The organism is Caenibius tardaugens NBRC 16725 (genome assembly GCF_003860345.1).
Classification (GTDB): Bacteria; Pseudomonadota; Alphaproteobacteria; order Sphingomonadales; family Sphingomonadaceae; genus Caenibius; species Caenibius tardaugens.
This window is the reverse complement of sequence record NZ_CP034179.1, coordinates 1,120,321-1,142,236: the sequence shown is the minus strand read 5'-3', so window position 1 is coordinate 1,142,236 and position 21,916 is coordinate 1,120,321. Positions and strand designations below refer to the sequence as shown.

Sequence of the window (21,916 nt, the reverse complement as noted above, 5' to 3'; positions counted from 1 at the left end):
ATGCCTCAACTCGATTTCAGCGAGTCACTGCCCGCATGGGCACCAAACCGCGAATTTGCGCATATGTTCAATGCGTTTTCGGTCATCATCATGCAACTGGAGCCCTATCTCAACAAGACCGCCGCACGCGTGCGGGGGCAATTGCCGCATGGCGATCCGCTGCGCGATGATCTGACGATTTTCATCCGCCAGGAAGCGACACACACGCTGATCCATCGCCAGTACAACGAGGCGCTCTACCGCGCGGGATACATCGGGCTGAAAACGATCGAACAAGACATGGCGGACGAATACCAGCGCTTTCTCGATACCAAACCGCTGCTGTGGAATATCGGCTATGCGCAAGGTTTCGAAATCGTCGGGCCGATCTATGCCGAATTTATCTTCGAGAAGATCGATGATCTGCTGGAAGGCGCCGATCAGAAAGTCGCCGATATGTGGCGCTGGCATCTGGCCGAAGAATACGAACACCGCATGGTCGCGCACGAGGCCTATCACCGTGTGGGCGGCAACTATTTTCATCGGCTGTGGGTGACGTGGAAAACGCTGCAGCATCTTGGCCGGTTCAATGCCCGCGCGGAAAAGCTGATGCTGGACATCGATGCGCAGGCCATGACCCCGCAGGAACGCAAGGCTTCGCGGATACGCACCCGCAAGGTGCATCGCCGGTTGTCGCTATTCCTTCTGCGAAAGGTTCTGCCGGTATTGATGCCGTGGTACACCCCGGCGCGTTGGCGCGCGCCTGACGGCGCACAGCATTTTCTCGATATGACGGCCGCGGCAGAATAGCTGCTCTGCCCGAATGCGGGCCACGCCATGCCCCAGGGATGCCTGATGCGGCCCCGTTCTGTCCGGCTACCTCGTGTGCAGCGGGTTTACCGCAATGCCGTTTACCCGCACTTCGTAATGCAGGTGGGGGCCGGTGGAATTGCCCGTCGATCCGACATATCCGACGACGTCTCCGGCCGAAACAAACTGCCCTTGTGCGACGGCAAGTCCCGAAAGGTGCCCATAACGGGTCTGCACGCCGTTCGCATCGACAACCGTGATCAGAAGGCCGTAACCGCCCGCCCAACCCGCTTTGCCAACCACACCGCTGACAGTGCTGAAAACCGGGGTACCCGCAGGCGCGGCCAGATCGATGCCTGCATGTTGGCGCAGTCCACCGCTGATCGGATGGTGCCGCAAACCGAAACCGCTGGTTAACCGGGCGGAAGACACGGGCAAATGGCGCGGTATTGCCCCGGCAAAGCCACCTGCAACAAAGCCATTCGCGATGGGGGCGCCGCGCGACGATTGCGATGCGGAAAACGATACCATCAGCCCGGAACCGGCAACAACCGAACGGACCGCATAACGCGCTTCGCCCGGTTGAACCGTGCCGGGGCCGACGGTTATCCGCACGCGGTCCGTGCCCAGCGCTCTTTCCGGGCGTGTCAGGGCCGCAGCCGATATGTCCTGCGCTGGGGTGGGCTGCCGTTCCTGCGCGCGCGCAGCGGGCGCGAAGACGGGGCTGCATGCGAGAGTCGCACACCCTATTCTGCCCAGATATCCGGCGAATCTTCTCAACGAAATCACGGTTGCCCCCTTCCGTTGCCCATTTCTGAAGATAACGCATGACGTGAAAACTAACCAAGTTAATTTCATCGCCGTCCTGTTTCAGGACTTATTGTGCTGCTTCGTGCCGTTACTGCTGTGCCGCGCATCCATTCTAACCAAGGATTAACCTTTATTCTCCACACCGGTGGTGGAACAGACGATGGCGAATGAAGCGCAACTCCTGAAGGCACCCGATCTGGCCGACCAGCGTGGCAGCCCCCGGCGCAGGCTCAGCCTTGATGCCACGGGCAAGATCGGATCGGCGTGGATGCTTGGCATGCGCGTGCTCGACCTGTCGGAGACCGGCATCCTGCTGGAATCCGAAACACGCCTTCCTCTCGATGAACATTTTGAAGTGTGCTTGCCTTTCACCGGCCTGCGCATGGCGCACGTCGTCTGGGCAGGGGGGAATACTTTCGGTTGTCAGTTTGACGAACCGATCGGGCCGGCCATCGTGGCGGCTGTCGGCGTTCCCGGTGGCGGAAGCCGGTCCCTGTCCCTGGCTTCCGGGCACGATGATCCGGCGGATGGCGCGGCGGCGGGCGAAAGTTTCGGCGCGCGTTTGAAACGGCTGCGGCGGGCCCGCCGGATAACCATGGTCGGGCTCGCCCGGCAGATCGGGGTCAGCAAGCCGACCATCTGGAAATGGGAAAAGAACGAAACCCATCCGCGCGAAAAGCTGATTGGGCCGCTGGCCGATGCGCTGGGCGTTGCACGGTCCGAACTGTTGCACGGTCAGGCCGCGCCCGAACACACCGTACACGCGCCTGCAGACACGTTTGGCGATGCGTTGCAGGTGTACAAGGCCGGGATTGCAAAGCTCGCCGGGACGAGCGTGGACAAGGTCGAAATCACTATCCGCCTGTAACGGTCGCCCCGATGCGGTCTGTGGTTTCACCGGCTGGCTGCCGGTCCTGCCGATCCCCATGGCCGATCAGGCGCGCGGCGCGCCCTGCCACAATCCAGATGATCGCCGTGGCGATAATCGCGGCATAGCCATCCACGGCATAGTGATAGGCCAGATGGACGGAACCGATCAGGATGATCGCGAAGAACAGTCCCCTGCGAAAGTCCCCCACACCTTTGCCCCCTCAGGCCGGGATGCGCGAACGGTAGGTAACGTTTACGCGTTCCGAAAGCAGCAGATAGGGTAACCATATCGTCGCGCTGATCAAGACTTTGGTGATATTGCCGTGCAGCAGTTGTTCCAGCGCTATGCCCACCGCATCGGGCAGGCCGGGGCTGGCGGCCACGCGTTGGGCAATGGCCAGTTGCAGGACAATGTCCACCATCCAGGTCAGCAGCAACATCCGCGGGAACAGCGGGATCGATCGCAGCGCCATGACGAAGCAGACCGCGTAGAGGAAGTTCATGATGACGAGATCGAGTGTCATCATATGGAAGATGGTGATCGCCCACGCCGGTGCGTGATGGTTGATCGCCGGGACCGCCACCAGAAATTCGAAACTTCGGACCGGAATGTTCAGCAGCATCCCCAGCAGCAGCGAGGCCATGAAGCCGAACGGGCCGAACACGGGGTGGTTGCGGGCATCCATGGGGTTGATCTGGCGCCAGCGGCCATAGCGTGCCAGCCGGTAATCGGGCTGGGTATGCAGCACACGCGGGGGGAAGGCGCGCATGGCCATGCGATAGGCCGCGGCCGGGGCCAAGGCGGCCAGGCCATAAGGCAGCGCGATCTGCGCCCAATCGCCCAGATCGTGGATCGCGGCACGCGAAAGGACCATGCGAGTCGCGGCGGCGGAGAGGAAAAGCAGCAGCCACAGCATGATGCACCTGTCCATTTGTGGGGCAAGCGTGCGGACGAACCGGCGCGACCGGTCGTTCAGCGCGGCGCCTTTGCCGGCGATCCATCGTTCCAGCGCCGCCCCGCGCACAGGCAGCCGCCACGCGGTGGCGACAGCAAGGTCTGTGTGGGGTGCTGGCATATGCAATTCACCTTGTTTTATAAAAACTTACCGATCTTCCATCGTGGGGAAATGGTGGTGTGATCAGCGGTAAATAATGCCAATAAATGGTAAATTATTGGTTGATCCAAGCGGCGAATTTCCATGTCTCTCTGCGGTAAAAATTAACTTTTATGGCGGGTGAAAGTCCCGAAATTGCACATATGCGTTTCTTTTTAAGTTAAGCATTGACTGAAAAAGTAACTGTGAAACAATTCATCCAGTTCGTGTGGGGGCACGTTCTAAGGGGTGACTTACAGGTCGGTAAAGACTTGCGGGTCAGCAAACAGGAACGAGCGTTTCAAGTACCTCCTCAAACAGACGAGGCGATCCGGAAATAGAAGCCGGCGCCACGGGTTAACTTTCCGCGATCATCAGGTCGTGGCCATTGTTGGGGAAATGACATGAAGAGCTTTTTGAAATCCTTCCTGAAAGACGAATCCGGCGCTTCGGCGGCCGAATATGCGCTGATCCTTGCCATTGTAGGCACCGGGATTGCCGGGGCAGCGATCCTCCTCGGCGACAATATCTCGGCTGCAATGACTGATGCAGCCAATTGCATTGACTCGCCTGAAACAACTTGTGGGGCGCCTGCACCGGGCGGCGGCAGCACGACTTCGGGCGGCTAAGTCTCTGATCGCTTACCCCGTCAGTCCCCTGCGGGCTGACGGGGCCCAATTCGCCAACAACAGGGGGGCGCCATCGTGGAGCGGCGCAATATCATCATTCTCGGCGCGGCGGTGCTATTCGCATTACTCGCGGTTTATCTGGCGAACGCCTGGTTCAGCGGCGTGGAAAAACGGCAGGAAGTCGTCGCGGAACAGCGCAAGCTGACGCGGATCGCGGTGGCGGCGCGGGCGATGGATTTCGGCGCCCCATTGACGGCGGACAATATCCGCATGGTCAGCTGGCCGGCGGATTCCGTGCCGCAGGGCGCCTATCGCGATGGGGAAGGGCAGAAACTGCTCACCTCCGGCGAAGTGGCGATCCGCCCGATCGCGCAAGGCGAACCCATCCTTGTTTCCCGCATTTCCAGCCGGGCGGTGCTTTCCGCCAATATCCCGGGCGATATGCGCGCGGTGACCGTGCCGGTCGATGCCGTCAGCGGGGTGGCCGGTTTCGTTACGCCGGGCGATGTCGTCGATGTCATGCTGACGCGGCAAATCCCAGGCGATGGTGCCACCGGCGATGACAAGATGACCCATGTGATCATGGAAAATGTGCAGGTGCTGGCCATGGATCTGCGCGCGGGCGAACAGAACACCGACCCGACGCAAAGCCGCACCGCCACGTTGCAAGTCGATCCGCAAGGCGCGCAGAAACTGGCGCTGGCCACACAGATCGGCCGGTTGAGCCTGGCGCTGCGCAATGTCGAAAACCAGATTGTTGGGCCCCGCCGCGCGGTAACCACCCGCGATCTGGGGGGCGGTTATTATATTCCGGCGCGCAACCGGGGTGGCGCGTCTGCAGTGCCCGTTCCGGCGGTCGCGACACGCATCCCCGTGATCCCCGCAGCGGGCGGCGCCATCCAGCCACGCCCCACGGGCGGGCCGCAAATGACCGTGGTGCGGGGCACGGCGGCAAGCGTGCAGGAGGTGCAACGTTATGGCTTCTGATATCATCCGGGCCCTGCGCATGTCCGTGCCTGCCGCGCTTCTGGCGCTGGCCGTGGCGGCCCCTGCGCCCGCACTGGCCCAGTATCGCGAAGATCGGCTGCACGGCGGCACGCTGGAAGTGCCGATGAACAAGAGCCAGGTGGTCACCGCCGATCAGGCGATTGCCAAGGCCATGGTCGGCAATCCGGAAATCGCGGATATCGTGCCGCTGACGGATCGTTCGATCTATGTGCTGGGCAAAACCATGGGGACCACCAGCCTGACCCTTTATGACAGGGGCGGGCGGGTTCTGGTGGTGATGGATGTGGCGGTTGGGCCGGATGCCATCGGCTATCGCGAACAATTGGCGCGGATCGTGCCGAACACGCAGATCGAAGCGCAGACATCGGGCAATGCCCTGATCCTGACCGGCATGGCCAACGATCCCGGCGCGATTGACCGGGCGGTGCAACTGGCGCGGACGTATGCCGGGCAGAATGTGGTCAACATGGTCGGGCTGGGGTCCAGCCAGCAGGTCATGCTGGAAGTGAAGTTTGCCGAGATCAAACGCAGCGTCGGTGAAGATATCGGCGTGCGCGGGTTTGCAAAGGATGGCCGGTTCGGCGCGGCCAGCGGGCCGGGCGCATCCTTGACCGATACCGACGGGGTGCGCGAATTCGGTGTGGGCAGCGTGCTGAACAGCTTCGGCATCGTGGGCGGCACGTTCCGCGCGCTGGGCATGAATTTCGAAGCCTATCTCGACGCCCTTGAAAACAAGGGTTTTGCCAAGACGCTGGCCGAACCGACGCTGATCGCGCTGTCCGGCGAAAAGGCATCGTTCCTTGCCGGGGGCGAATTCCCCATTCCCGTGGTCCAATCCGGCCGCGCAAGCGGGGATAATGGCGGGGCCGCCAGCGTGACGGTGGAATTCAAGCCATTCGGCGTCAGCCTGGGCTTTACCCCGACTGTGCTGGGCGACCGCACGATCAATCTCAAGGTCGAACCCGAAGTCAGCGCGATCGATCCGGCGGCGTCGATCCAGCTCAACGGCATTTCGATACCGGGGCTGCAGACGCGCCGGGCCAGCACCACGCTGGAACTGCGCGATGGCGAAAGCTTCGCGATTGCCGGGCTGTTGCAGCGCGATTTCAAGACCACGATCAATCAGGTGCCCATGCTCGGATCGATCCCGATCATCGGCAGCCTGTTTCGTTCCACCCAGTTCCAGAAGGGCGAAACGGAACTGCTGATCATCGTTACGCCGCGCCTCGTGCGCCCGATCCGGCCTGATCAGGTGCGGCTGCCCACGGACCGCGTGAAAGACCCGGATGCCGTGGCGTCCGTCCTGCTGGGCGAACCTTACGATCCGGTCCCGCTCCCACAGGGGCAAGGCCAGGGGCAGGCGCAGCCAGCCAACCCGGCGGCGGACGCGACATCGGGGAAGGGAGGCGACTATGAATATTGAGCGCATCATGCGCCGGGGCCTCTGGGCTGTGGCTGCCACTTCGCTGCTGGCAGGGTGTGCCAGTGTGCCCTCCATCTTCGAACAGCCGGGCGATGCCGCCTTTGGCGAGGCGAACCGCCAGACGATGATGGCGCAAGTGATCGATCCCGATCCGGTCTATGATGGGCCGATGGTCACCAGCGGCGATCATGCTGCGGATGCGATCGACCGCTATCGGACCGATACGGTGAAGCAACCCGAGACCATCAGCACCACCGAAAACCTCACTGGTGGCGGAAGCGGCGGCAAATGAGCACGTGATGGGGACTGACCATGGCAAGGCATATCACAGCGCGGTTACGGCATAGCGATAGCGGGGCAATGGCCGCGCTTTACGCGCTTGCTCTGCCTGCGCTGGTGGCCGTTGCCGGGATTGGCTTCGATTATGCGCATCTGGCGGCGATGGACACCGAATTGCGGAATGCCGCCGATCAGGCCGCTCTGGCCGCCGCCACGCAGCTCGACCGGCAAAGCGGCGCGATGACCCGCGCCGAGAGCGCGGCGAAGGGGGACTTGGTCAGAAACGAGACGCTGTTTGCCAATGATGGCGAAGGGCGCGATATCGATGACCTGACGGTGTGGTTTTATGCGGACAAAGCGGGCGCGGAAGCGTGCAGCACCGCAACGTCGAACACATTGACCAATGCGCAGGCGGCCTTCGTTTGCGTCACGGTTGAACAGCGCAAGGCACGCTATGCCCTGACCCCGATCGTGGGCGCGCTGGAAGGCACGCTGGGGGCCAAGGCGGCGGCGGGTGTCGGATCGGCCCTGTGCCGCACGCCGCCGGTGATGATGTGCAACCCGGATGAACCGGCCAACAATTCGAACCCGAATGTCGATTTCAACGCATCGGATCGCGTGGGGCAGGGTTTTCTGGTGACGCAGGGCGGCGGCAGCAGCTGGGCACCGGGCAACTACGGCTATCTCGATACCGGGGTGGGCAACGGCGCGGAGGGCGTGCGTAAAACGCTGGGCTGGCTCACTACGCCGGGAACCTGCATTTCCCAATCTGGCAACACGACCATCGAGACCGAGCCCGGCAATATGGCCAATGTGCCGCAGGCGCTGAACACGCGCTTCGATATCTACGACAGTCAGGGTTGTGAAGCAGGCGGTGTCTGTCCGCCTTCGATCAATACCCGCAAGGATCTGGTCCATCCGGATTTTAGCAAGAATAATGCATGCAAACTGCATTCCAGCCAAGGCTGGGGCGAGCCTAACACCAAGTATCTCCCCACGACAAACAGTGCCTTGCCGACCAGCGTCACACCTGATGCCATGGGGTATCCGCGCGATATTTGTCATTCGACATCCAGCAATGAATGCAGTGGGGCCCGCATTTTCGGCGATGGCTTCTGGGATCGCGATGCCTATTTCCGGTCACATTATCGCCGGAGCACGGGCGGCTATTGGAGCGCGAGCGAGTGGCGGAGCAATCTCGTCAACAACGGGTTTACTGGCGCGATCGACGGTGAAGGCGTGGTGCGCCCACGGTGGCCCACACGCTATCAGGTCTATCTCTGGGAAATCGCAAACCGCGGCAGGACGATCGACGGTGTGCAGATTCTTGGCAACCGGACACTGGCCGACGGTCGTACGGACTATGGCACACCGGTTTGCAGCAATCGTCAGAGCACACCGTATGGCACGGGTCTGGAACCGAGTGCGACCACGGTTGATCGCAGGCGGTTGTCCGTCGCGGTGGTGAATTGCCAGGCGCATAAGGTGAAGGGCAACACATCCGGGGTTCCTGTTCGCCGTTGGCTCGATGTGTTTCTGGTTCAGCCGTCGTTGGACCGCGCACGCACGGGCAAAGATCAAATCTATGTCGAGATAATTGGCGAAACCCTGTCCGGCTCGGCCGGCGAAACGGCAGGCACCGTGATCCGTCGCGATGTGCCCTATCTGCTCAAATGAGCGGGCTAGGCACCCTCCTGCGCTGCACCTGCGGCGCGGCGGCGGCCGAAATGGCGCTGATTCTGCCGTTGCTGGTCACGCTGCTCTTTGGCGGATCGGAGCTGGGGTATTATTTCTACAATCAGCATCAGGTGGTGAAGGGCGTGCGTGATGGCGCTCGCTTCGCCAGCCGACAGAGCTTTGTGGGGCTCAACTGCAATAATGGGGATTTTACGGTAACGGCGCCTGCTGCGACGCCCATCCAAGAGGTGACGCGCACCGGGCAGGTATCGGGCGGCACTCCCCGTGTCCCTGGCTGGGTGAACGACAATATTACTGTTGAGGTGACTTGTCCGGAAACGGCGATCAAAACCGGCATTTACAAGAACGAAGCCAACGCGCCGCAGATCAATATCACGGCCAATGTGCATTATCGTTCCCTGTTTGATGGGGTCGGGATTATCGACTCCACCTACATGCTCAATGCCACGCAACAGGCGGCGGTGATGGGCATATGATCGGGGTGCCCTCCATAACGCGGTTGTGGCGCAACCAATCCGGGGCGAGCGCGGCGGAATTCGCCATGCTGTTGCCAGTGGCGCTGCTGTTTCTGATCGGTCTGCTGGATGCCGGGCGCTTCTTCTACACCATCAACCAGGGCGAAAAAGCCACGCAGATCGGGGCACGCTGGGCTGTGGTGACGGACCCGGTTGCACCGGCACTGGCAACGACGAGTTATGTGGGGGCTACAGTCGGCGGGGTTACCCTGACGCAGGGGGACCGCATTCCTGCGGAGGCTCTGGGGCGTCTCACGTGCACCCAGACGATCTGTGAATGCAATCCCGGGCCATGCCCAACCACCGGTACACCGCCGGGGCCATCATTCGCGACAGTCGTGGCGCGCATGCAGGACATCATGCCGCAAATCGGGGCGGACAATGTGGTGGTCGAATATCGCGGGTCCGGGCTGGGTTACGCAGGCGATCCGGATAATATGGACATTGCGCCGCTGGTCACCGTTCGAGCAGCCGAGCTGACATTCTCCCCCTACATCCTGCTCGGCTTCACAATGAATCTTCCGGACTTCTCCTACACGCTGACGATGGAAGACGGCAAAGGGCAAGAGGCGTTCTGAAATGGCCCATCACGACAGACAAGCGACCTCTGGAAAGGAATACCGTTTGCGATTTCCCGCGCCACTGACGGTTGTTGCCGCCAGCGAGCAGATTGATGCCCTGCGTGCCGCAAAGGGCGCGCCGTGGATTGAAGATGCCCGATTGGTGCCGCTTGCGTTGCATCAGCCCATCGAGGCGACGGATATCGCGCAGGCGAGCGTTCTGGTCCTGCATGTCGATCCGGCGGTTGTGCCTTCGATGAAGCGCATTGCGCAGGTACGTGCACTGCGGCCCGATTTGCCCACAATTGTGGCGCTGGAAAGCACCGATATCGGCCTTGTTCGCATGCTGTTGCGGCAGGGGGTGTCCGATGTCATCGGCCTACCGCTGCAACCGGAGGAATTGCTGCAAGCGGCACTGGCCGTCTCTGAAACCAATGCTGCGCCCGATAAGGCGAACGCCGGGCTGGCGCCGTTGATTGCCGTCGCGCGTGCGCTGGGCGGGGGCGGCGCGACCACGCTGGTAACGCATCTGGCGGCGGCGCTGGCGGCGGATGGACAAAACCGGCGGGTCTGCATTGTCGATCTCGATATTCAGTTCGGCCGGGTTGCCGAAGTGTTGGGCCTGCAACCGCGGCGCACGTTGGCCGATCTGCTGGAAGCGCACACACGGGTTGACGACGCCTTTCTGAAATCGGTCGCGACGGCCCATGCCAGCGGTGTCGATGTGATCGCCGCGCCGCAGGATATCGTGCCGCTGGAAGCGATCGATGTCGAGAAACTGCGCCGGACGCTGGAGATCGCACGGCGCGAATATGATTACGTGTTTGTCGATACACCGTCGAATCTTACCCATTGGAGCCTTTCGCTGCTGTCGGAAGCGCAGGGGGTTTTGATGGTGGTCGAACAGAGCCTTGCCAGCTTGCGCCAGGCGCGGCGGCGGCTCGACCTGTTCGATAGTGTCGGCATCGATCGGCAGATGGTTTCGGTGATCGTAAACCGGGTCGAACGGCGCCTGTTCAGCACGATCAGCCTGTCCGATGTTGCACATGCGCTCAATCATGATGTTCTTTGCGGCCTGCAACTGGATTTGCAGAACATCGGTCTGGCGCAGGATCAGGGGCTGCTCGTGGGGGATGTGCGCAGCAAGAGCCCTTATGCGGCGGATATCCGGAAGCTGACCGGGATGATCCAGCAACGCTTTGCCGCGGGTGTGCAGCCATGAAGTGGGAAATCACCGGGCGTCGCCAACCAGCGGCAAACGAGACTGATTTCGGCGCCCAGCCCGTGCCGCCAACTGGCGGCGAAGATAGCGCGATCGACAAGCTTCTCGCGCTCAAGACCGCGATCCACCGCAAACTGCTCGACCGGATCAATCTCGGCGTTCTCGACAAACTTTCGCGGGATCAGATCGACGCGGAAGTGGGCAGTATCGTCCTGTCGCTGTTGATTGAGGAAGACGCGGCGCTCAACACGCGCGAGCGCGAGCGCCTTGTCGGCGAAGTGCTGGATGAACTGCTCGGGCTGGGGCCGCTTGAGCCGCTGCTGGCGGATGAAAGCATCACCGATATTCTCGTCAACGGACACAAGACCGTGTTCGTGGAACGCCATGGCCTGCTCGAACGGGCGACGACACGGTTTCAGGATGAGCGCCATCTGCTGCGGATCATTCAGAAGATCGTCAGCGCGGTCGGCAGGCGGGTCGATGAATCGTCCCCCTTTGTGGACGCCCGTCTGGCCGACGGTTCGCGTGTGAACGCCATCGTTGCGCCGCTGGCGATTGACGGATCGTTGTTGTCCATCCGCAAATTCGCGAAAAAGCGTATCGGCATGAGCCGGCTGATCGAATTGGGCAGCATTCCCGCACCGGTGGCCGAAGTTCTGGCTGCGATCGTCCAGTCGCGGCGCAATGTGCTGATTTCGGGTGGTACGGGGTCGGGCAAGACAACGCTGCTCAATGCGCTGACAGCCTTTATCGACGAGCGTGAGCGGATCGTGACGATCGAGGATTCCGCCGAACTGCAACTGCAGCAGGAACATGTGGCGAGGCTCGAAACCCGCCCCCCCAATATCGAAGGGCGCGGGGAGGTGACCCAGCGTGATCTGGTGAAAAACGCGCTGCGGATGCGGCCCGATCGCATCATCGTGGGCGAAGTCCGCGCCGGTGAAGCGTTCGATATGTTGCAGGCGATGAACACCGGCCATGATGGTTCGATGACGACTGTCCATGCGAATACCGCCCGCGACGCGCTGTCCCGTGTGGAGCAGATGATCGGCATGAGCGGGATCGATATCGCGCCCGCTTCGGCGCGGGCGCAGATTGCCGCCGCGATCAATGTGGTGATCCAGATAGGGCGTCAGGCGGACGGGCGGCGGCGGCTCGTCAGTCTTGCCGAAGTCACCGGCATGGAAGGTCCGACGATCACCATGCAGGAAATATTCCGCTTTCGGATGACCGGCCGGAGCGAAAACGGCGATGTACTGGGCCATTTCGAGGCAACGGGCATCCGGCCTAAATTCCTGCAGCACGCCGCAGAGCACGGTATTGAACTGTCCGCGGAACTGTTCCGTCCCTCGCTACATATCGGGGGTGATTGATGCTTCCTGCCGAGATTACCCGATTTGTCGTATTGCTGGCGATTTTCGCATCGGTATTCTTGCTGATCCAGATTGTCCTGCGGCTGACGGTCGAACGGCGGGCGCATAGTAGCGCGGTGAACCGCCGTCTCAAGATGATCGGCACAGGTGCCAGTCGCGAGGATATCGTGGCGCGGTTGCGCAAGAACGATCCGTTGCAATTCGCGCAGGGAAACGGCCTTCTCGGCAAATTCTATCTCTCCTTTCGCCGGAATCTGAGCGTGGCGGCGGTCCCTTACACCGCGCCGCAGGTTGCCATCGTCATGGGGGTGATCTTCGCCGCGCTCGTGTTGGTGATCATGATCATCGCCTGGCGGGCGAATTATCCGATCTCTTCGGGCGTGATCCAGCTGATCCTGGTGTTTGCCGGGGCGGTGGCGATTGGTGGACCGATCATGGCGATCTCGTTTCTGGCCGAACGCCGCCGCAAACGCATGCAGGGGCAATTTCCCGTCGCGCTCGATATTTTCGTGCGGGCGTTGCGTTCCGGCCATCCGATTGCCGGCGCTCTCGAATTGCTGACACAGGAAATGGAAGATCCCATCGGGTCTGAGTTCGGTCTGGTCGCAGATGAGGTATCCTATGGCGCAGACCTGAATGATGCGCTCAGCGATATGGCGGACAGGTGGGATCTTGAAGATATCCGCATGTTCGTCGTCTGCCTGTCGGTGCAAAGCGAAACCGGGGGCAATCTGGCCGAAATTCTCGACAATCTTTCGAAAGTTATTCGCGATCGCGCCTCGCTCTTCCTGAAAGTGCGGGCCTTGAGTTCGGAAGGCAGGATGACCGGTTGGCTGCTGACGGCCCTGCCGGTCATTACCTTTGTGGCGCTGTTCCTGTTGAACCCCAAATTCTACCTCGATGTCGCGGAAGATCCGATTTTCTATTTCGGATTTCCGATCATCGTCGTGTGGTTCATCATCGGCGTCGTGATCATCCGAAAAATGGTCAATATCCGGGTGTGATATGATTGATTTCCTCGCAAACAATCTGATCGCTCGAGGGGCATTCCTGATGCTCCTCTTTGTCATGGTCATGGTGATTTCGTTGTTCGTTGCGCGTTCGATCCAGCGGCGCGCAACGGTCAAGGCCGATATCAGGGCTATCGCGCAATCCGGATCATCGACCGGGCGCGTGCGGTTGCAGGAAGGCAAGGACGGCGCATGGGCGCGTCTTGCGGATCGTATCGAGCAGGCGGGGCTGACACTCGGCGATACCAAGGGGGACAAGCTCAGGGACAAGCTGGTGGCGGCAGGCTATACGTCCGCTGCCGCCCCCAAGCTGTTTACGCTTATTCGGCTCGGGCTCGTCCTGTTGCTGCCGATAACCTATGTCCTGCTGGCAAGCGCAGGGGGGCAGGAACTGAGTTTTCTGAAGCTTTACCTGTTCGGCGCAACATTCGCTTTGCTGGGGCTTTATGCACCCAACCTTTTCATTACGGCCAAGGCAGACCGGCGGCGGGAAGCCGTAACCAACGGTTTTCCCGATTGCCTCGATCTGATGCTCGTGTGTGTCGAAGCCGGGCTGGGGCTGGAAGCAGCGCTGGATCGCGTCGGGCGTGAAATGGTGGGGACGCACCCGTTGGTCGCGGAACTGCTTTCGAAGGCCACCTTGCAACTGCGCGCAGGCGCGCGACGGGATGAAGCCTTGCGCCGGATGGGCGAGACGAGTGGTGTGGGCGAGGTTCGCAATTTTACGACCCTGCTTATCCAGTCGGACAAGCTCGGCACAAGCATTGCGGACACATTGCGTGTCTATTCCGCAGAGATGCGGGAAAGACGCCGTTTGCGCGCGGAAGAGAAGGCGCAGCGGCTCCCCGTGCTTATCTCCATTCCCCTGGTCGCTTGCATGTTGCCGACCATGATCGGTGTTTTGATGATCCCCGGTGTCATTCGGGTGGTCCGGCAGCTTCTGCCGGCACTTGGAGGAGGATGACTATGACTAAGATGTCGGCTTTCAGATTGACCAGTCTGGTTGTGTCCGCTGGTTTGCTGGCAGGGTGCCAGTCTTTTGCCTTGACCAGCTGGATGTTCAAGAAGGGGCCGGATGCGCAGCACGCGACACCCCGCCTCGCGGGCGACACGTCCGGCGCACTGGCGGAAGGCGCCGTTTATCTCAAGGCGGGGCGGTTGTCGGCTGCGGTTGCATCCTACAGGATTGCCCTGCTGGATGATGCGAGCAGAGCAGAAGCCAACAATGGGCTGGCAGTCGCCTACGCGCGAATGGGGCGCGAAGATCTGGCTGACCGCTATTTCCGTGCTGCGATGGCCACCGATCCGGAAAACCCGCGGTTCGCGGCCAATCTGTTGCGGTTGCAACGGCAGGTGGATCTCGCCCGGAACCGCGACCTCTATTCCGGAGTGGGGGCGACAGCGGACATCCCGGGCATGCAAATGGCCACGCCTGATCCTGTCAGTACTTCACTGCAGAATGGAATGGTTGAACGCGTGTCACGCGGGGAAGTGCATTTGCACACCCGCATGGATGGGCGGCAGGCGCCGCGCATGATCGTGGTGGCCCCGGATGGCACGCCGCGACCCCCATCTGCGGAACCCCGTTCCGGCCCGGCGCCGCAGGAATATCCGATCCGCATAGGCCTCAAGGAATGAACGTGGTTGCCGTTTTCTGGTTGCCGGTCGTTGTGGGGGCGCTGGGCGCCTTGATGGATATTCGCACACGACGCCTTCCCAACCTGTTATGCGCCGTTCTTGCCTGCGCTGGACTGGTTGCATTGGCATTGCATGGCGGGACCATCGCGGTTGCGTCGGCATTGCTGCACGCGGCGATTGCGTTGTGTGTCGGGCTGCTTCTGTTCCGGTTACGCATGGTGGGCGGCGGGGACGTAAAATTCTACGTCGCGTCCGCCTGTGCGATCCCTCTTGCAGAGGCGCCGATGCTGTTGCTCTGGACCTCGGTTTCGGGCTTTTTGCTTGTGATTTTGATGTTGCTGAAGCGGTTTGTTGCCGGAAAGGTCCTGTCCCTGGGGTATTGGAATGTGCCCTATGGGGTTGCCATTGCAGCGGGGCTTGCACTTTCGCTTTTTCTGAAGTCGGAAGGGCTGATGGGCCTCAGTTCCGGTTTGCGATAGGCAAGAGCGAGGTGGGGGCGGCGATCAGATATTCATCGCGTGATGTGGAAGCTCATCCAAAATCCTGGATAAACCTATAGAATTCATCCGAAATAACACGGATTCCAACATCCTTTTCGATATCCCATTTGTGGATCGTCACGCTGTTACAGAAGTCTTCCAGCAATCTTAGCAGAAAGTGCGCCTTTATTCGTGCGTACTCGTCCTTCTTCAATCCCGAAGAAGCGACGGCGAAAGCCGGTATGGATTCTCCGAGCATCTTGATGTTGAGCTCGTGCTTGTTGACCATGATCTCGTGATACTCGGGCTCCACAATCCAGACTTCGGCAAGGGTTTCAATGATCGCGCGGTTGTTTTCAAATATCGCGACGAACTGGCGCACCCATGCAGACAACTGGCGTGCGGTCGGGTCCTGTAACCGGGCGAGTTTGGCATAGGCCTGATCCGCGATGGGCGAGACTTTTCCCTGGGACAGGGCCACCACGATCGCCAGCTTGTTGGGAAAATGCTTGTAGAAGGTGGCGCGACTGACCTTCGCCTTTTCTATGATATCTTCAACGGTCACCGCGCCGTAGGATTTTTCCTCAAAAGCATTGAGTGCGGCTTCGAGAATTTGCTCCCGATTGGCCTCGCGTTTCTTGCTTTGCCAAGAGACGTGGGGCGTGCTGGTTTTTCGGGCCTCGGCCACTTCTCTCGACATCCAACTTCCTTTTTGTGGGCCCGCCGTCAGGTCCGCTATTCCTCGATCCGAAGCGCAGCACGAGGGCATGCCTGCACTGCAAGTCGGACCTTGTCGTATAGTCCAGTCGGTATGTTATCGGTCAATACCTTTGCCTGATTATCCTCACTCACGGCGAAGACTTCCGGGCATATGAGTAGGCATTCGAGATTTCCTTCGCACATTGTGCTGTCTGCAATCACTTTCATTGCAACTCCCCAGTTTCTTTGAATGGCCGGGCGGCTTGCATGCCGCCGCCAGCGCCCCCGCATTGTAAAGGGCATTTCCTGCTGCGCAACACAAAGATTGACATATGTATATGATGTATGCGACTCAATGAGTGACACATGTATACCAATAGATTCTGGGTGAGGTAAGTATGACCGGTCAGTACGGAGCTACCACGGCGCAATATGTCACATCGTTGCCGGCACCAGCCGCGGAAACGCTGACAGATCCGGAAGAGGTGCTCTCCATTCTTCTCGAGCCGACGCTGCGCGGGAACCTTTACCCTTACTACAATCGCCTGCGGGAACTTGACCCGGTTTATCGGACCCATCACCCCGCGCTTCACGGCGGGCGGCCGTGCTGGGTGCTGACATCCTATCGCGCAGGCTATGAGGCCTTCACCCATCGGCTGATGACAAGCGACAGTCGCACGGTGCAGGCTTACGATACGGGAGAAAACGGTCAGCGCTTCCTGGGCATCATGCGCCGGGTCCTGCTTTTCCTCGAACCGGTCGATCATGCCCGCGTGCGCAAGATGGTCGCCACTACATTCATGCGGCGGAAAGTGGAAGAGTTCCGCCCCTATATTGCTGAAACAATAGAATATCTTCTGTCCCGCATGGAAGAAAGGGGGCAGGCGGACATCGTCAGCGATTACGCCAATCCACTACCGATCACGATGATATTCCGGATATTCGGGATGCCGCTCGAAGATTTGCCGCTCATCGAAAGCTGGATGAAGAATTTCGCGCGGCGCGGGGAACTCGGCCGGATTTCACCGGAAGTCGAACGGGGCGGCGAAGAAGCGAGCAAAGGGTTTACGGAGTATTTCCGCAAGCACATCACGGATCGCCGGAAAAACCCGCGCGATGATGTCATCACGACCTTCGTTCAGGCGCGGGACGCCGACGGCAAGGCGCTGACCGATGACGAATTGATCGCGATGTGTGTCCTCATTTTCATGGCGGGCCATGAATCCACATCGAACATGATTGCGTTCAATACCTTCTCGCTGTTGCGCAATCGCGATCAACTCCGGCTGCTGCAACGCCAGCCTGAATTGATCGAGGACGGTATCGACGAGCTTATCCGGTATGACGCGTCCGTCCACGTGGCGCAGCGCGTGGGGCTGGAGGATGTGACAGTCGACGGCCGGGATATCCCTGCCGGTGAACCGTGCGTCATCATGCAGGGTGCTGCCAATCACGACCCGGCGCAGTACGACACCCCGGAACGACTGGACCTGACCCGCACCAAGGTGCAGCATCTCGTGTTCGGTCTCGGCAGCCACAGTTGTCTGGGCAACCAGCTTGCCAAACTGGAGCTGCGTATGGCGATCCCTGCGCTGATCGAACGGTTCCCCGATATTCAATTGGCCGTTCCGGAAAGCGAGGTCCGGTCATGCAACACAGGCTTGCTCCTCCGCCATCTCAAGGACCTGCCCGTCACCTGGTGAGGCAGTCGGTGCCTGAAAAGGCATGCCCCCTTGTTCCTCCGCGCTGATTGGCGAGGCACGCACATGTTTACGGTCGTCGCAAATCTCGATCTCTACACCCCGCTATCGGGGGTGACAGATGCCGCGCGCAGGGCCGAGGCGCTGGGCTTCGATCGCCTGAGCATACCCGACGTTTGCCATGACGGCCTTACTGCGGCGGCCATAGCGGTGGGGGCGACGACCCGGATTGACATCGCCAACAGCGCGCTGGTGTGTTTTCCTCGCAGCCCGATGACAACCGCGGTTGCGGTTTGGGATCTGCAGGCCTTTTCCGGCGGGCGATACCATCTGGGGCTGGGGCCGCTCGTGGCGCCGAACATTATCCAGAAATACAGCACGCCATGGCACCCGCCTGCCCCTCGCATGCGTGAATATGTGCAGACGATGCGTGCGATTTTCCGCTGCTGGCAGACCGGCGAACCCCTGGCTTTCAGAGGCGAATATTACCAGTTCCTGCGGCAACAGGCCTATATTGCGCCGCCACCGATAGAGCATCCGGATATTCCATTGCATCTGGCGGCCGTAGGGCCGCATATGGCGGCGCTGGCCGGAGAACTGGCCGATGCGATCACGACGCATCCGACCAACACCAGCCCGCGTTTTATTCAGGAACTGTTGCTGCCGGACCTTGCGAAGGGGGCCGCGCGAACCGGGCGATCGGTCGGCGATATGGGGGTCATCGTCAATCCTCTGATCGCGACGGGTTCGTCTGCCGAGGAAATCAACCGGAACAGGGAGGCGCACAGACAGCTTCTGGCCACAATCCTGTCCACGCCCAATTACTGGCGCAGTCTGGAACTGTTCGGTTGGGGGCAGTTTGGCCCTGCGCTGCGCCAGCTTACCCGTGAAGGGAAATGGGATGCGATGCCCGCATTGCTGGATGACGATATTCTGGACGCATTTGTGATCTCCGCGCCGTGGAGCGAGCTTGCCGCGACCATCCGGACCATGTTCAACGGTTGCGCCACGCATATCGGGATCGCGCTGCCACAGGATTGCGCCGCAGACGCGAACATCGCTGCCGTGATCGCGGAGTTGAAAGCGTGAACCGTGCCGAAACAATCCGTCGCGAGCGGGCGATTCTGCAGGCCCGCTGGAAAGAACAGGGCTACTACAATGGCACCACGCTGTCCGAAGCGCTGACGGCGGCGGCCCGCGCTTTCCCGGATACGCCCTCGTTCTATTATCGCAATGAGGCCATGATCGCCCGATCCAACGCAGACCTGTTTGAGGAAGGCCTGCGTGTGGCCGCCGGGTTGTACAGTCTGGGGGTGCGGGCGGGCGATGTTATTGCTGTCCAGCTTCCGACATGGCTGGAAACCGCGATAATCTATCAGGCGATTGCGCATCTTGGCGCAATCACGCTTCCGATTGTCAGCATCTATGGCGATGCCGAAATCAGCTATATCGTGCAGGATTCCGGCGCGAAGTTCCTGTTCGTGCCCGATGCATGGCGCGGACGCCCCTATGCTGCACGCTATGCCGAGTGTCTGGCGGACACGCGGCTGGAAGCGCTGGTGGTGATCGGCGATGCCGTGCCAGCTTCGTGTATCGCATGGGATGATCTGGTCGCAGGTGGTACCGAAGGGTTCACCCCGGCACCCGGCGATCCGAACGCCATTGCCTGCCTGATCTACACGTCGGGGACGACATCCCATCCCAAGGGCGTGCAGCACACGCATAACAGCCTGTTGTGGGAATGGGGGAGGCCCACATTCGCCAATCGGGGCATGTATCTCAGCAATATGCCGGCGGGCCATATTACCGGATATGGCTTCGTCATGCGGCCATCGCTCTATGGGGCGCCGCAGGTATTCATGGACCATTGGGACCCCGTTCTGGCCGCCCGGCTGATCGAACGGCACCAGATCCGGTGCGGCGGGGGGACGCCGACGTTTCTCGTGACCTTGCTGGATGCGGCGCAGGCGCATGGCGCGGATATGTCCTCGCTCACCAGCTTCAGCATGGGGGGGCAGGGGATTACGCCGGAACAGGTGCGGATGGCGGATGAACGGGGATTTCGCGGGGCGAGAGTCTATGGCTCCACCGAACATCCGACCGTCACACTGTTCGATCCGGATGAGACGTTCCAGAACCGCGCCTTTACCGACGGACAGATCGATACCGGCAATGAAGTGCGGATCGTCGACGATAACGATCGCGATCTGCCCACCGGCGCAGAAGGCAATATCCTCACCCGGGGGCCGGATCTGTTTGCCGGCTATTCGAACCCGGAACTTGATCTGGAAGCGTTTGCTCCGGGCGGCTGGTTTCGCACCGGAGATATCGGGCGGCTGGATGGTCGCGGTTATCTGCTGATTACGGACCGGAAAAAGGACATCATCATCCGTGGGGGAGAAAACATTTCTTCCACGGAAGTCGAAGCCTGCCTGATGCAGCACCCCTCGGTGAACGATGCCGCAGCTGTCGCAATGCCCGATGCGATCTATGGCGAAAAGGTATGTGCCTTCGTTGTCTTGGAGGCAGGTATGCATCTGACGCTGGCCGATGCGTGCGCACATTTTCGGAATCTGGGACTGTCCGTGCAGAAGACGCCCGAACGTCTCGAATTTCTGGATGAATTGCCCAGAAATGCCTCGGGGAAAGTCAAAAAGAACGAACTGCGACTGCGGATTTCGCAAACACTTGTCCAAACACTGGCCCAAACACATGGAGAGAATGATGTCTGATCCCCAAAATTTTGCCGAATTCATGCCCTGGACCGTAATCGCCGGTGGTTCGGAAGGTGTCGGCGCATGTCTCGCCCAACGTCTGGCGGCAAAGGGCGTGAACCTGATGCTTGTGGCGCGAAAAGCGGGGCCGCTGGAAGAGACGGCGCAATCAATACGCGACACTTACGGCGTGGAAGTACGCACCCTGTCGCTCGATCTTGGGCAGCAAACCGCAGCGGACGATCTGATCGCCGCCTGTGCCGATATCGAGGTCGGCGGCCTGATCTACAATGCCGGGGCCGCGCATGGTCTGAAGCCGTTTCTCGACCAGCCGCTGGACGGCTTTCTCTCGCTTATGCGCCTGAATGTCGAAACGCAGGTCCGGCTCGCCCATCATTTTGGCAAAACCATGCGGGAACGCGGCAAGGGTGCGATCCTGTTTCTGGGGTCGGGGGCTGGAGCTGGCGGTGCGGCAAACATTGCCGGATATGCCGCCGCCAAGGCCTATGCCCAGACATTCGCCGAGGGGCTGTGGTACGAACTGCGTCCGTTCGGGGTCAAGGTGCTCTGCCTCGTGCTCGGGTTGACCCGTACGCCAGCCATGGCACGTGCTGGTTTCAGTATGGATGGCGGGGAATTCCAGGCTGACGAGCCCGATTTCGTCGCGCAGACCGGGCTGGCCCGGCTGGGTGACGGCCCGGTTTATGCCATGGACAGTATACGCCCGAATATCGAACGGCTGAGCCGACTTTCCCGACGGGAAGTGGTGGAATCCTTGAGTCTTTCCACACAGGGGCTGGTGACCACGTCGGCGTGACGATTGGGGATGGGGCTTGTAACAAGGGGAGATACCAATGGTCGCGAAAAGCTTCTTCTTCACCAAGATCACCGTCGGCGATCCCGCGAGTGTGGAAGATTTTTATACGGCGGTTCTCGGGCTGGAGGTTCTCGTGCGCGTCATGGACGATGACGGACGTCCCCGGGAAACGGTGTTTGTCGTCCCCGGCAATGAGAACTGCAGTCGCCTGATCATGGAGCGTCGTGGCCATGCGGGGCAGACAAATCCCGGCGAGACGGTGCTTGGATTTGCCGTGGACGATGTCGATGCCACGGTTGCGTCCGCGATCACCGCAGGGGGTGCTTTGGTGCATCCCCCGCAGGACAACGAAGCGCATGGCATACGCATCGCATTTTTGACTGATCCCGACGGGCAGGTGATCGAACTGCTTGGCCCGTTGAGTTGATGCCCTTGCGTGCCTGGCTTCTGTAAATTTGCGTCTGACAGACTTTACATAAATCCTTTATAATCAATGTTTTGATTATAATTTCAACAGGATGGCGGATTCCGTTGTGTGTTTATCGCAACCGGGCCTTCACCCTTCGCATATCTGAAATTTAAACTATAC

25 protein-coding genes are annotated in these 21,916 nt (G+C 60.4%); 20 read left to right on the top strand and 5 right to left on the bottom strand.

Features of this window, described 5'->3' with window-relative positions; translation table 11 throughout:
* The gene (locus tag EGO55_RS05215) at positions 1–789 is read left to right on the top strand and encodes a metal-dependent hydrolase (protein WP_052023763.1); all 789 of its coding nucleotides are present in this window, start codon (positions 1–3) and stop codon (positions 787–789) included.
* A 66-nt stretch (positions 790–855) separates the two neighbouring features.
* Here the strand turns inward: EGO55_RS05215 and EGO55_RS05210 are convergent, their stop codons facing one another.
* Entirely contained in the window at positions 856–1,404 is a 549-nt protein-coding gene (locus EGO55_RS05210) for a M23 family metallopeptidase (protein ID WP_021691293.1), read from the bottom strand.
* Between the two features lie 355 nt (positions 1,405–1,759).
* On the opposite strand from EGO55_RS05210, the gene EGO55_RS05205 reads away from it, so the two are divergent.
* Positions 1,760–2,467, top strand: coding sequence for a helix-turn-helix domain-containing protein (locus EGO55_RS05205; RefSeq protein WP_021691294.1), 708 nt, complete (start codon positions 1,760–1,762; stop codon positions 2,465–2,467).
* Here EGO55_RS05205 and EGO55_RS05200 read toward each other — a convergent pair.
* Positions 2,454–2,678, bottom strand: a complete 225-nt coding sequence (locus EGO55_RS05200; protein ID WP_021691295.1) for a hypothetical protein — start codon at positions 2,676–2,678, stop codon at positions 2,454–2,456. The two genes, EGO55_RS05205 and EGO55_RS05200, sit on opposite strands and share 14 nt — an antisense overlap.
* Before the next feature lie 12 nt (positions 2,679–2,690).
* A complete protein-coding gene (locus tag EGO55_RS05195; protein WP_052023764.1) occupies positions 2,691–3,545 on the bottom strand; it encodes a DUF2569 family protein in 855 nt (284 codons plus the stop codon).
* Between the two features lie 422 nt (positions 3,546–3,967).
* Between EGO55_RS05195 and EGO55_RS05190 the strand changes: the two genes are divergently transcribed.
* From EGO55_RS05190 to EGO55_RS05130, 13 genes are all read left to right on the top strand, one after another.
* Complete coding sequence (locus EGO55_RS05190) at positions 3,968–4,192, top strand: Flp family type IVb pilin (RefSeq protein ID WP_021691297.1); 225 nt, start codon at positions 3,968–3,970, stop codon at positions 4,190–4,192.
* Between the two features lie 75 nt (positions 4,193–4,267).
* Positions 4,268–5,179, top strand: coding sequence for a Flp pilus assembly protein CpaB (gene cpaB, locus EGO55_RS05185; RefSeq protein WP_021691298.1), 912 nt, complete (start codon positions 4,268–4,270; stop codon positions 5,177–5,179).
* Positions 5,169–6,623 carry a type II and III secretion system protein family protein gene (locus tag EGO55_RS05180; protein WP_021691299.1) on the top strand — a complete coding sequence of 485 codons (1,455 nt, stop codon included), beginning with the start codon at positions 5,169–5,171 and terminating at the stop codon, positions 6,621–6,623. The genes cpaB and EGO55_RS05180 overlap by 11 nt, the downstream gene beginning before the upstream one ends.
* On the top strand, positions 6,613–6,915 hold the full coding sequence (locus tag EGO55_RS05175) for a hypothetical protein (RefSeq protein ID WP_021691300.1): 303 nt from the start codon (positions 6,613–6,615) through the stop codon (positions 6,913–6,915). Before EGO55_RS05180 ends, EGO55_RS05175 begins: the two co-directional genes overlap by 11 nt.
* A gap of 20 nt (positions 6,916–6,935) precedes the next feature.
* Positions 6,936–8,579 (top strand): pilus assembly protein TadG-related protein, encoded by a 1,644-nt coding sequence (locus EGO55_RS05170; protein WP_040716916.1) that lies wholly within the window; start codon positions 6,936–6,938, stop codon positions 8,577–8,579.
* Positions 8,576–9,076: a TadE/TadG family type IV pilus assembly protein gene (locus EGO55_RS05165; RefSeq protein WP_021691302.1), complete on the top strand. Its 501-nt coding sequence runs from the start codon at positions 8,576–8,578 to the stop codon at positions 9,074–9,076. The genes EGO55_RS05170 and EGO55_RS05165 overlap by 4 nt, the downstream gene beginning before the upstream one ends.
* Positions 9,073–9,693: a TadE/TadG family type IV pilus assembly protein gene (locus EGO55_RS05160; protein ID WP_021691303.1), complete on the top strand. Its 621-nt coding sequence runs from the start codon at positions 9,073–9,075 to the stop codon at positions 9,691–9,693. Before EGO55_RS05165 ends, EGO55_RS05160 begins: the two co-directional genes overlap by 4 nt.
* A gap of 46 nt (positions 9,694–9,739) precedes the next feature.
* Positions 9,740–10,897, top strand: coding sequence for a CpaE/TadZ family protein (locus tag EGO55_RS05155; RefSeq protein WP_161566023.1), 1,158 nt, complete (start codon positions 9,740–9,742; stop codon positions 10,895–10,897).
* The gene (locus tag EGO55_RS05150) at positions 10,894–12,270 is read left to right on the top strand and encodes a TadA family conjugal transfer-associated ATPase (protein WP_021691305.1); all 1,377 of its coding nucleotides are present in this window, start codon (positions 10,894–10,896) and stop codon (positions 12,268–12,270) included. Before EGO55_RS05155 ends, EGO55_RS05150 begins: the two co-directional genes overlap by 4 nt.
* A complete protein-coding gene (locus EGO55_RS05145; RefSeq protein ID WP_021691306.1) occupies positions 12,270–13,274 on the top strand; it encodes a type II secretion system F family protein in 1,005 nt (334 codons plus the stop codon). The genes EGO55_RS05150 and EGO55_RS05145 overlap by 1 nt, the downstream gene beginning before the upstream one ends.
* 49 nt (positions 13,275–13,323) lie before the next feature.
* On the top strand, positions 13,324–14,244 hold the full coding sequence (locus tag EGO55_RS05140) for a type II secretion system F family protein (protein WP_210766649.1): 921 nt from the start codon (positions 13,324–13,326) through the stop codon (positions 14,242–14,244).
* Positions 14,245–14,246: 2 nt separating this feature from the next.
* Positions 14,247–14,918 carry a tetratricopeptide repeat protein gene (locus EGO55_RS05135; RefSeq protein ID WP_021691308.1) on the top strand — a complete coding sequence of 224 codons (672 nt, stop codon included), beginning with the start codon at positions 14,247–14,249 and terminating at the stop codon, positions 14,916–14,918.
* On the top strand, positions 14,915–15,397 hold the full coding sequence (locus tag EGO55_RS05130; RefSeq protein ID WP_021691309.1) for an A24 family peptidase: 483 nt from the start codon (positions 14,915–14,917) through the stop codon (positions 15,395–15,397). The genes EGO55_RS05135 and EGO55_RS05130 overlap by 4 nt, the downstream gene beginning before the upstream one ends.
* A 52-nt stretch (positions 15,398–15,449) precedes the next feature.
* On the opposite strand, the gene EGO55_RS05125 is transcribed toward EGO55_RS05130, so the two are convergent.
* Both EGO55_RS05125 and EGO55_RS21715 read right to left on the bottom strand, forming a co-directional pair.
* A complete protein-coding gene (locus EGO55_RS05125; RefSeq protein WP_021691310.1) occupies positions 15,450–16,097 on the bottom strand; it encodes a TetR/AcrR family transcriptional regulator in 648 nt (215 codons plus the stop codon).
* A gap of 35 nt (positions 16,098–16,132) precedes the next feature.
* Entirely contained in the window at positions 16,133–16,324 is a 192-nt protein-coding gene (locus tag EGO55_RS21715) for a ferredoxin (protein ID WP_161566022.1), read from the bottom strand.
* Between the two features lie 170 nt (positions 16,325–16,494).
* On the opposite strand from EGO55_RS21715, the gene EGO55_RS05115 reads away from it, so the two are divergent.
* From EGO55_RS05115 to EGO55_RS05095, 5 genes are all read left to right on the top strand, one after another.
* On the top strand, positions 16,495–17,799 hold the full coding sequence (locus tag EGO55_RS05115; RefSeq protein WP_021691311.1) for a cytochrome P450: 1,305 nt from the start codon (positions 16,495–16,497) through the stop codon (positions 17,797–17,799).
* Between the two features lie 63 nt (positions 17,800–17,862).
* Positions 17,863–18,885 (top strand): TIGR03617 family F420-dependent LLM class oxidoreductase, encoded by a 1,023-nt coding sequence (locus tag EGO55_RS05110; RefSeq protein WP_021691312.1) that lies wholly within the window; start codon positions 17,863–17,865, stop codon positions 18,883–18,885.
* Positions 18,882–20,528 (top strand): AMP-binding protein, encoded by a 1,647-nt coding sequence (locus EGO55_RS05105; protein ID WP_021691313.1) that lies wholly within the window; start codon positions 18,882–18,884, stop codon positions 20,526–20,528. The genes EGO55_RS05110 and EGO55_RS05105 overlap by 4 nt, the downstream gene beginning before the upstream one ends.
* Positions 20,521–21,327: an SDR family NAD(P)-dependent oxidoreductase gene (locus EGO55_RS05100; RefSeq protein ID WP_021691314.1), complete on the top strand. Its 807-nt coding sequence runs from the start codon at positions 20,521–20,523 to the stop codon at positions 21,325–21,327. Before EGO55_RS05105 ends, EGO55_RS05100 begins: the two co-directional genes overlap by 8 nt.
* A 37-nt stretch (positions 21,328–21,364) precedes the next feature.
* Positions 21,365–21,754 (top strand): VOC family protein, encoded by a 390-nt coding sequence (locus EGO55_RS05095; protein WP_021691315.1) that lies wholly within the window; start codon positions 21,365–21,367, stop codon positions 21,752–21,754.
* The last annotated feature ends 162 nt before the right edge of the window (positions 21,755–21,916 follow it).

Bases quoted from the DNA above. Each gene is read 5' to 3' on its own strand.
- EGO55_RS05215 (WP_052023763.1), top strand. From the start codon at position 1: ATGCCTCAACTCGATTTCAGCGAGTCACTGCCCGCATGGGCACCAAAC.
- EGO55_RS05205 (WP_021691294.1), top strand. From the start codon at position 1,760: ATGGCGAATGAAGCGCAACTCCTGAAGGCACCCGATCTGGCCGACCAG.
- EGO55_RS05195 (WP_052023764.1), bottom strand. From the start codon at position 3,545: ATGCCAGCACCCCACACAGACCTTGCTGTCGCCACCGCGTGGCGGCTG.
- EGO55_RS05190 (WP_021691297.1), top strand. From the start codon at position 3,968: ATGAAGAGCTTTTTGAAATCCTTCCTGAAAGACGAATCCGGCGCTTCG.
- EGO55_RS05180 (WP_021691299.1), top strand. From the start codon at position 5,169: ATGGCTTCTGATATCATCCGGGCCCTGCGCATGTCCGTGCCTGCCGCG.
- EGO55_RS05175 (WP_021691300.1), top strand. From the start codon at position 6,613: ATGAATATTGAGCGCATCATGCGCCGGGGCCTCTGGGCTGTGGCTGCC.
- EGO55_RS05170 (WP_040716916.1), top strand. From the start codon at position 6,936: ATGGCAAGGCATATCACAGCGCGGTTACGGCATAGCGATAGCGGGGCA.
- EGO55_RS05165 (WP_021691302.1), top strand. From the start codon at position 8,576: ATGAGCGGGCTAGGCACCCTCCTGCGCTGCACCTGCGGCGCGGCGGCG.
- EGO55_RS05160 (WP_021691303.1), top strand. From the start codon at position 9,073: ATGATCGGGGTGCCCTCCATAACGCGGTTGTGGCGCAACCAATCCGGG.
- EGO55_RS05150 (WP_021691305.1), top strand. From the start codon at position 10,894: ATGAAGTGGGAAATCACCGGGCGTCGCCAACCAGCGGCAAACGAGACT.
- EGO55_RS05145 (WP_021691306.1), top strand. From the start codon at position 12,270: ATGCTTCCTGCCGAGATTACCCGATTTGTCGTATTGCTGGCGATTTTC.
- EGO55_RS05140 (WP_210766649.1), top strand. From the start codon at position 13,324: ATGCTCCTCTTTGTCATGGTCATGGTGATTTCGTTGTTCGTTGCGCGT.
- EGO55_RS05135 (WP_021691308.1), top strand. From the start codon at position 14,247: ATGACTAAGATGTCGGCTTTCAGATTGACCAGTCTGGTTGTGTCCGCT.
- EGO55_RS05130 (WP_021691309.1), top strand. From the start codon at position 14,915: ATGAACGTGGTTGCCGTTTTCTGGTTGCCGGTCGTTGTGGGGGCGCTG.
- EGO55_RS05125 (WP_021691310.1), bottom strand. From the start codon at position 16,097: ATGTCGAGAGAAGTGGCCGAGGCCCGAAAAACCAGCACGCCCCACGTC.
- EGO55_RS21715 (WP_161566022.1), bottom strand. From the start codon at position 16,324: ATGAAAGTGATTGCAGACAGCACAATGTGCGAAGGAAATCTCGAATGC.
- EGO55_RS05115 (WP_021691311.1), top strand. From the start codon at position 16,495: ATGACCGGTCAGTACGGAGCTACCACGGCGCAATATGTCACATCGTTG.
- EGO55_RS05110 (WP_021691312.1), top strand. From the start codon at position 17,863: ATGTTTACGGTCGTCGCAAATCTCGATCTCTACACCCCGCTATCGGGG.
- EGO55_RS05100 (WP_021691314.1), top strand. From the start codon at position 20,521: ATGTCTGATCCCCAAAATTTTGCCGAATTCATGCCCTGGACCGTAATC.
- EGO55_RS05095 (WP_021691315.1), top strand. From the start codon at position 21,365: ATGGTCGCGAAAAGCTTCTTCTTCACCAAGATCACCGTCGGCGATCCC.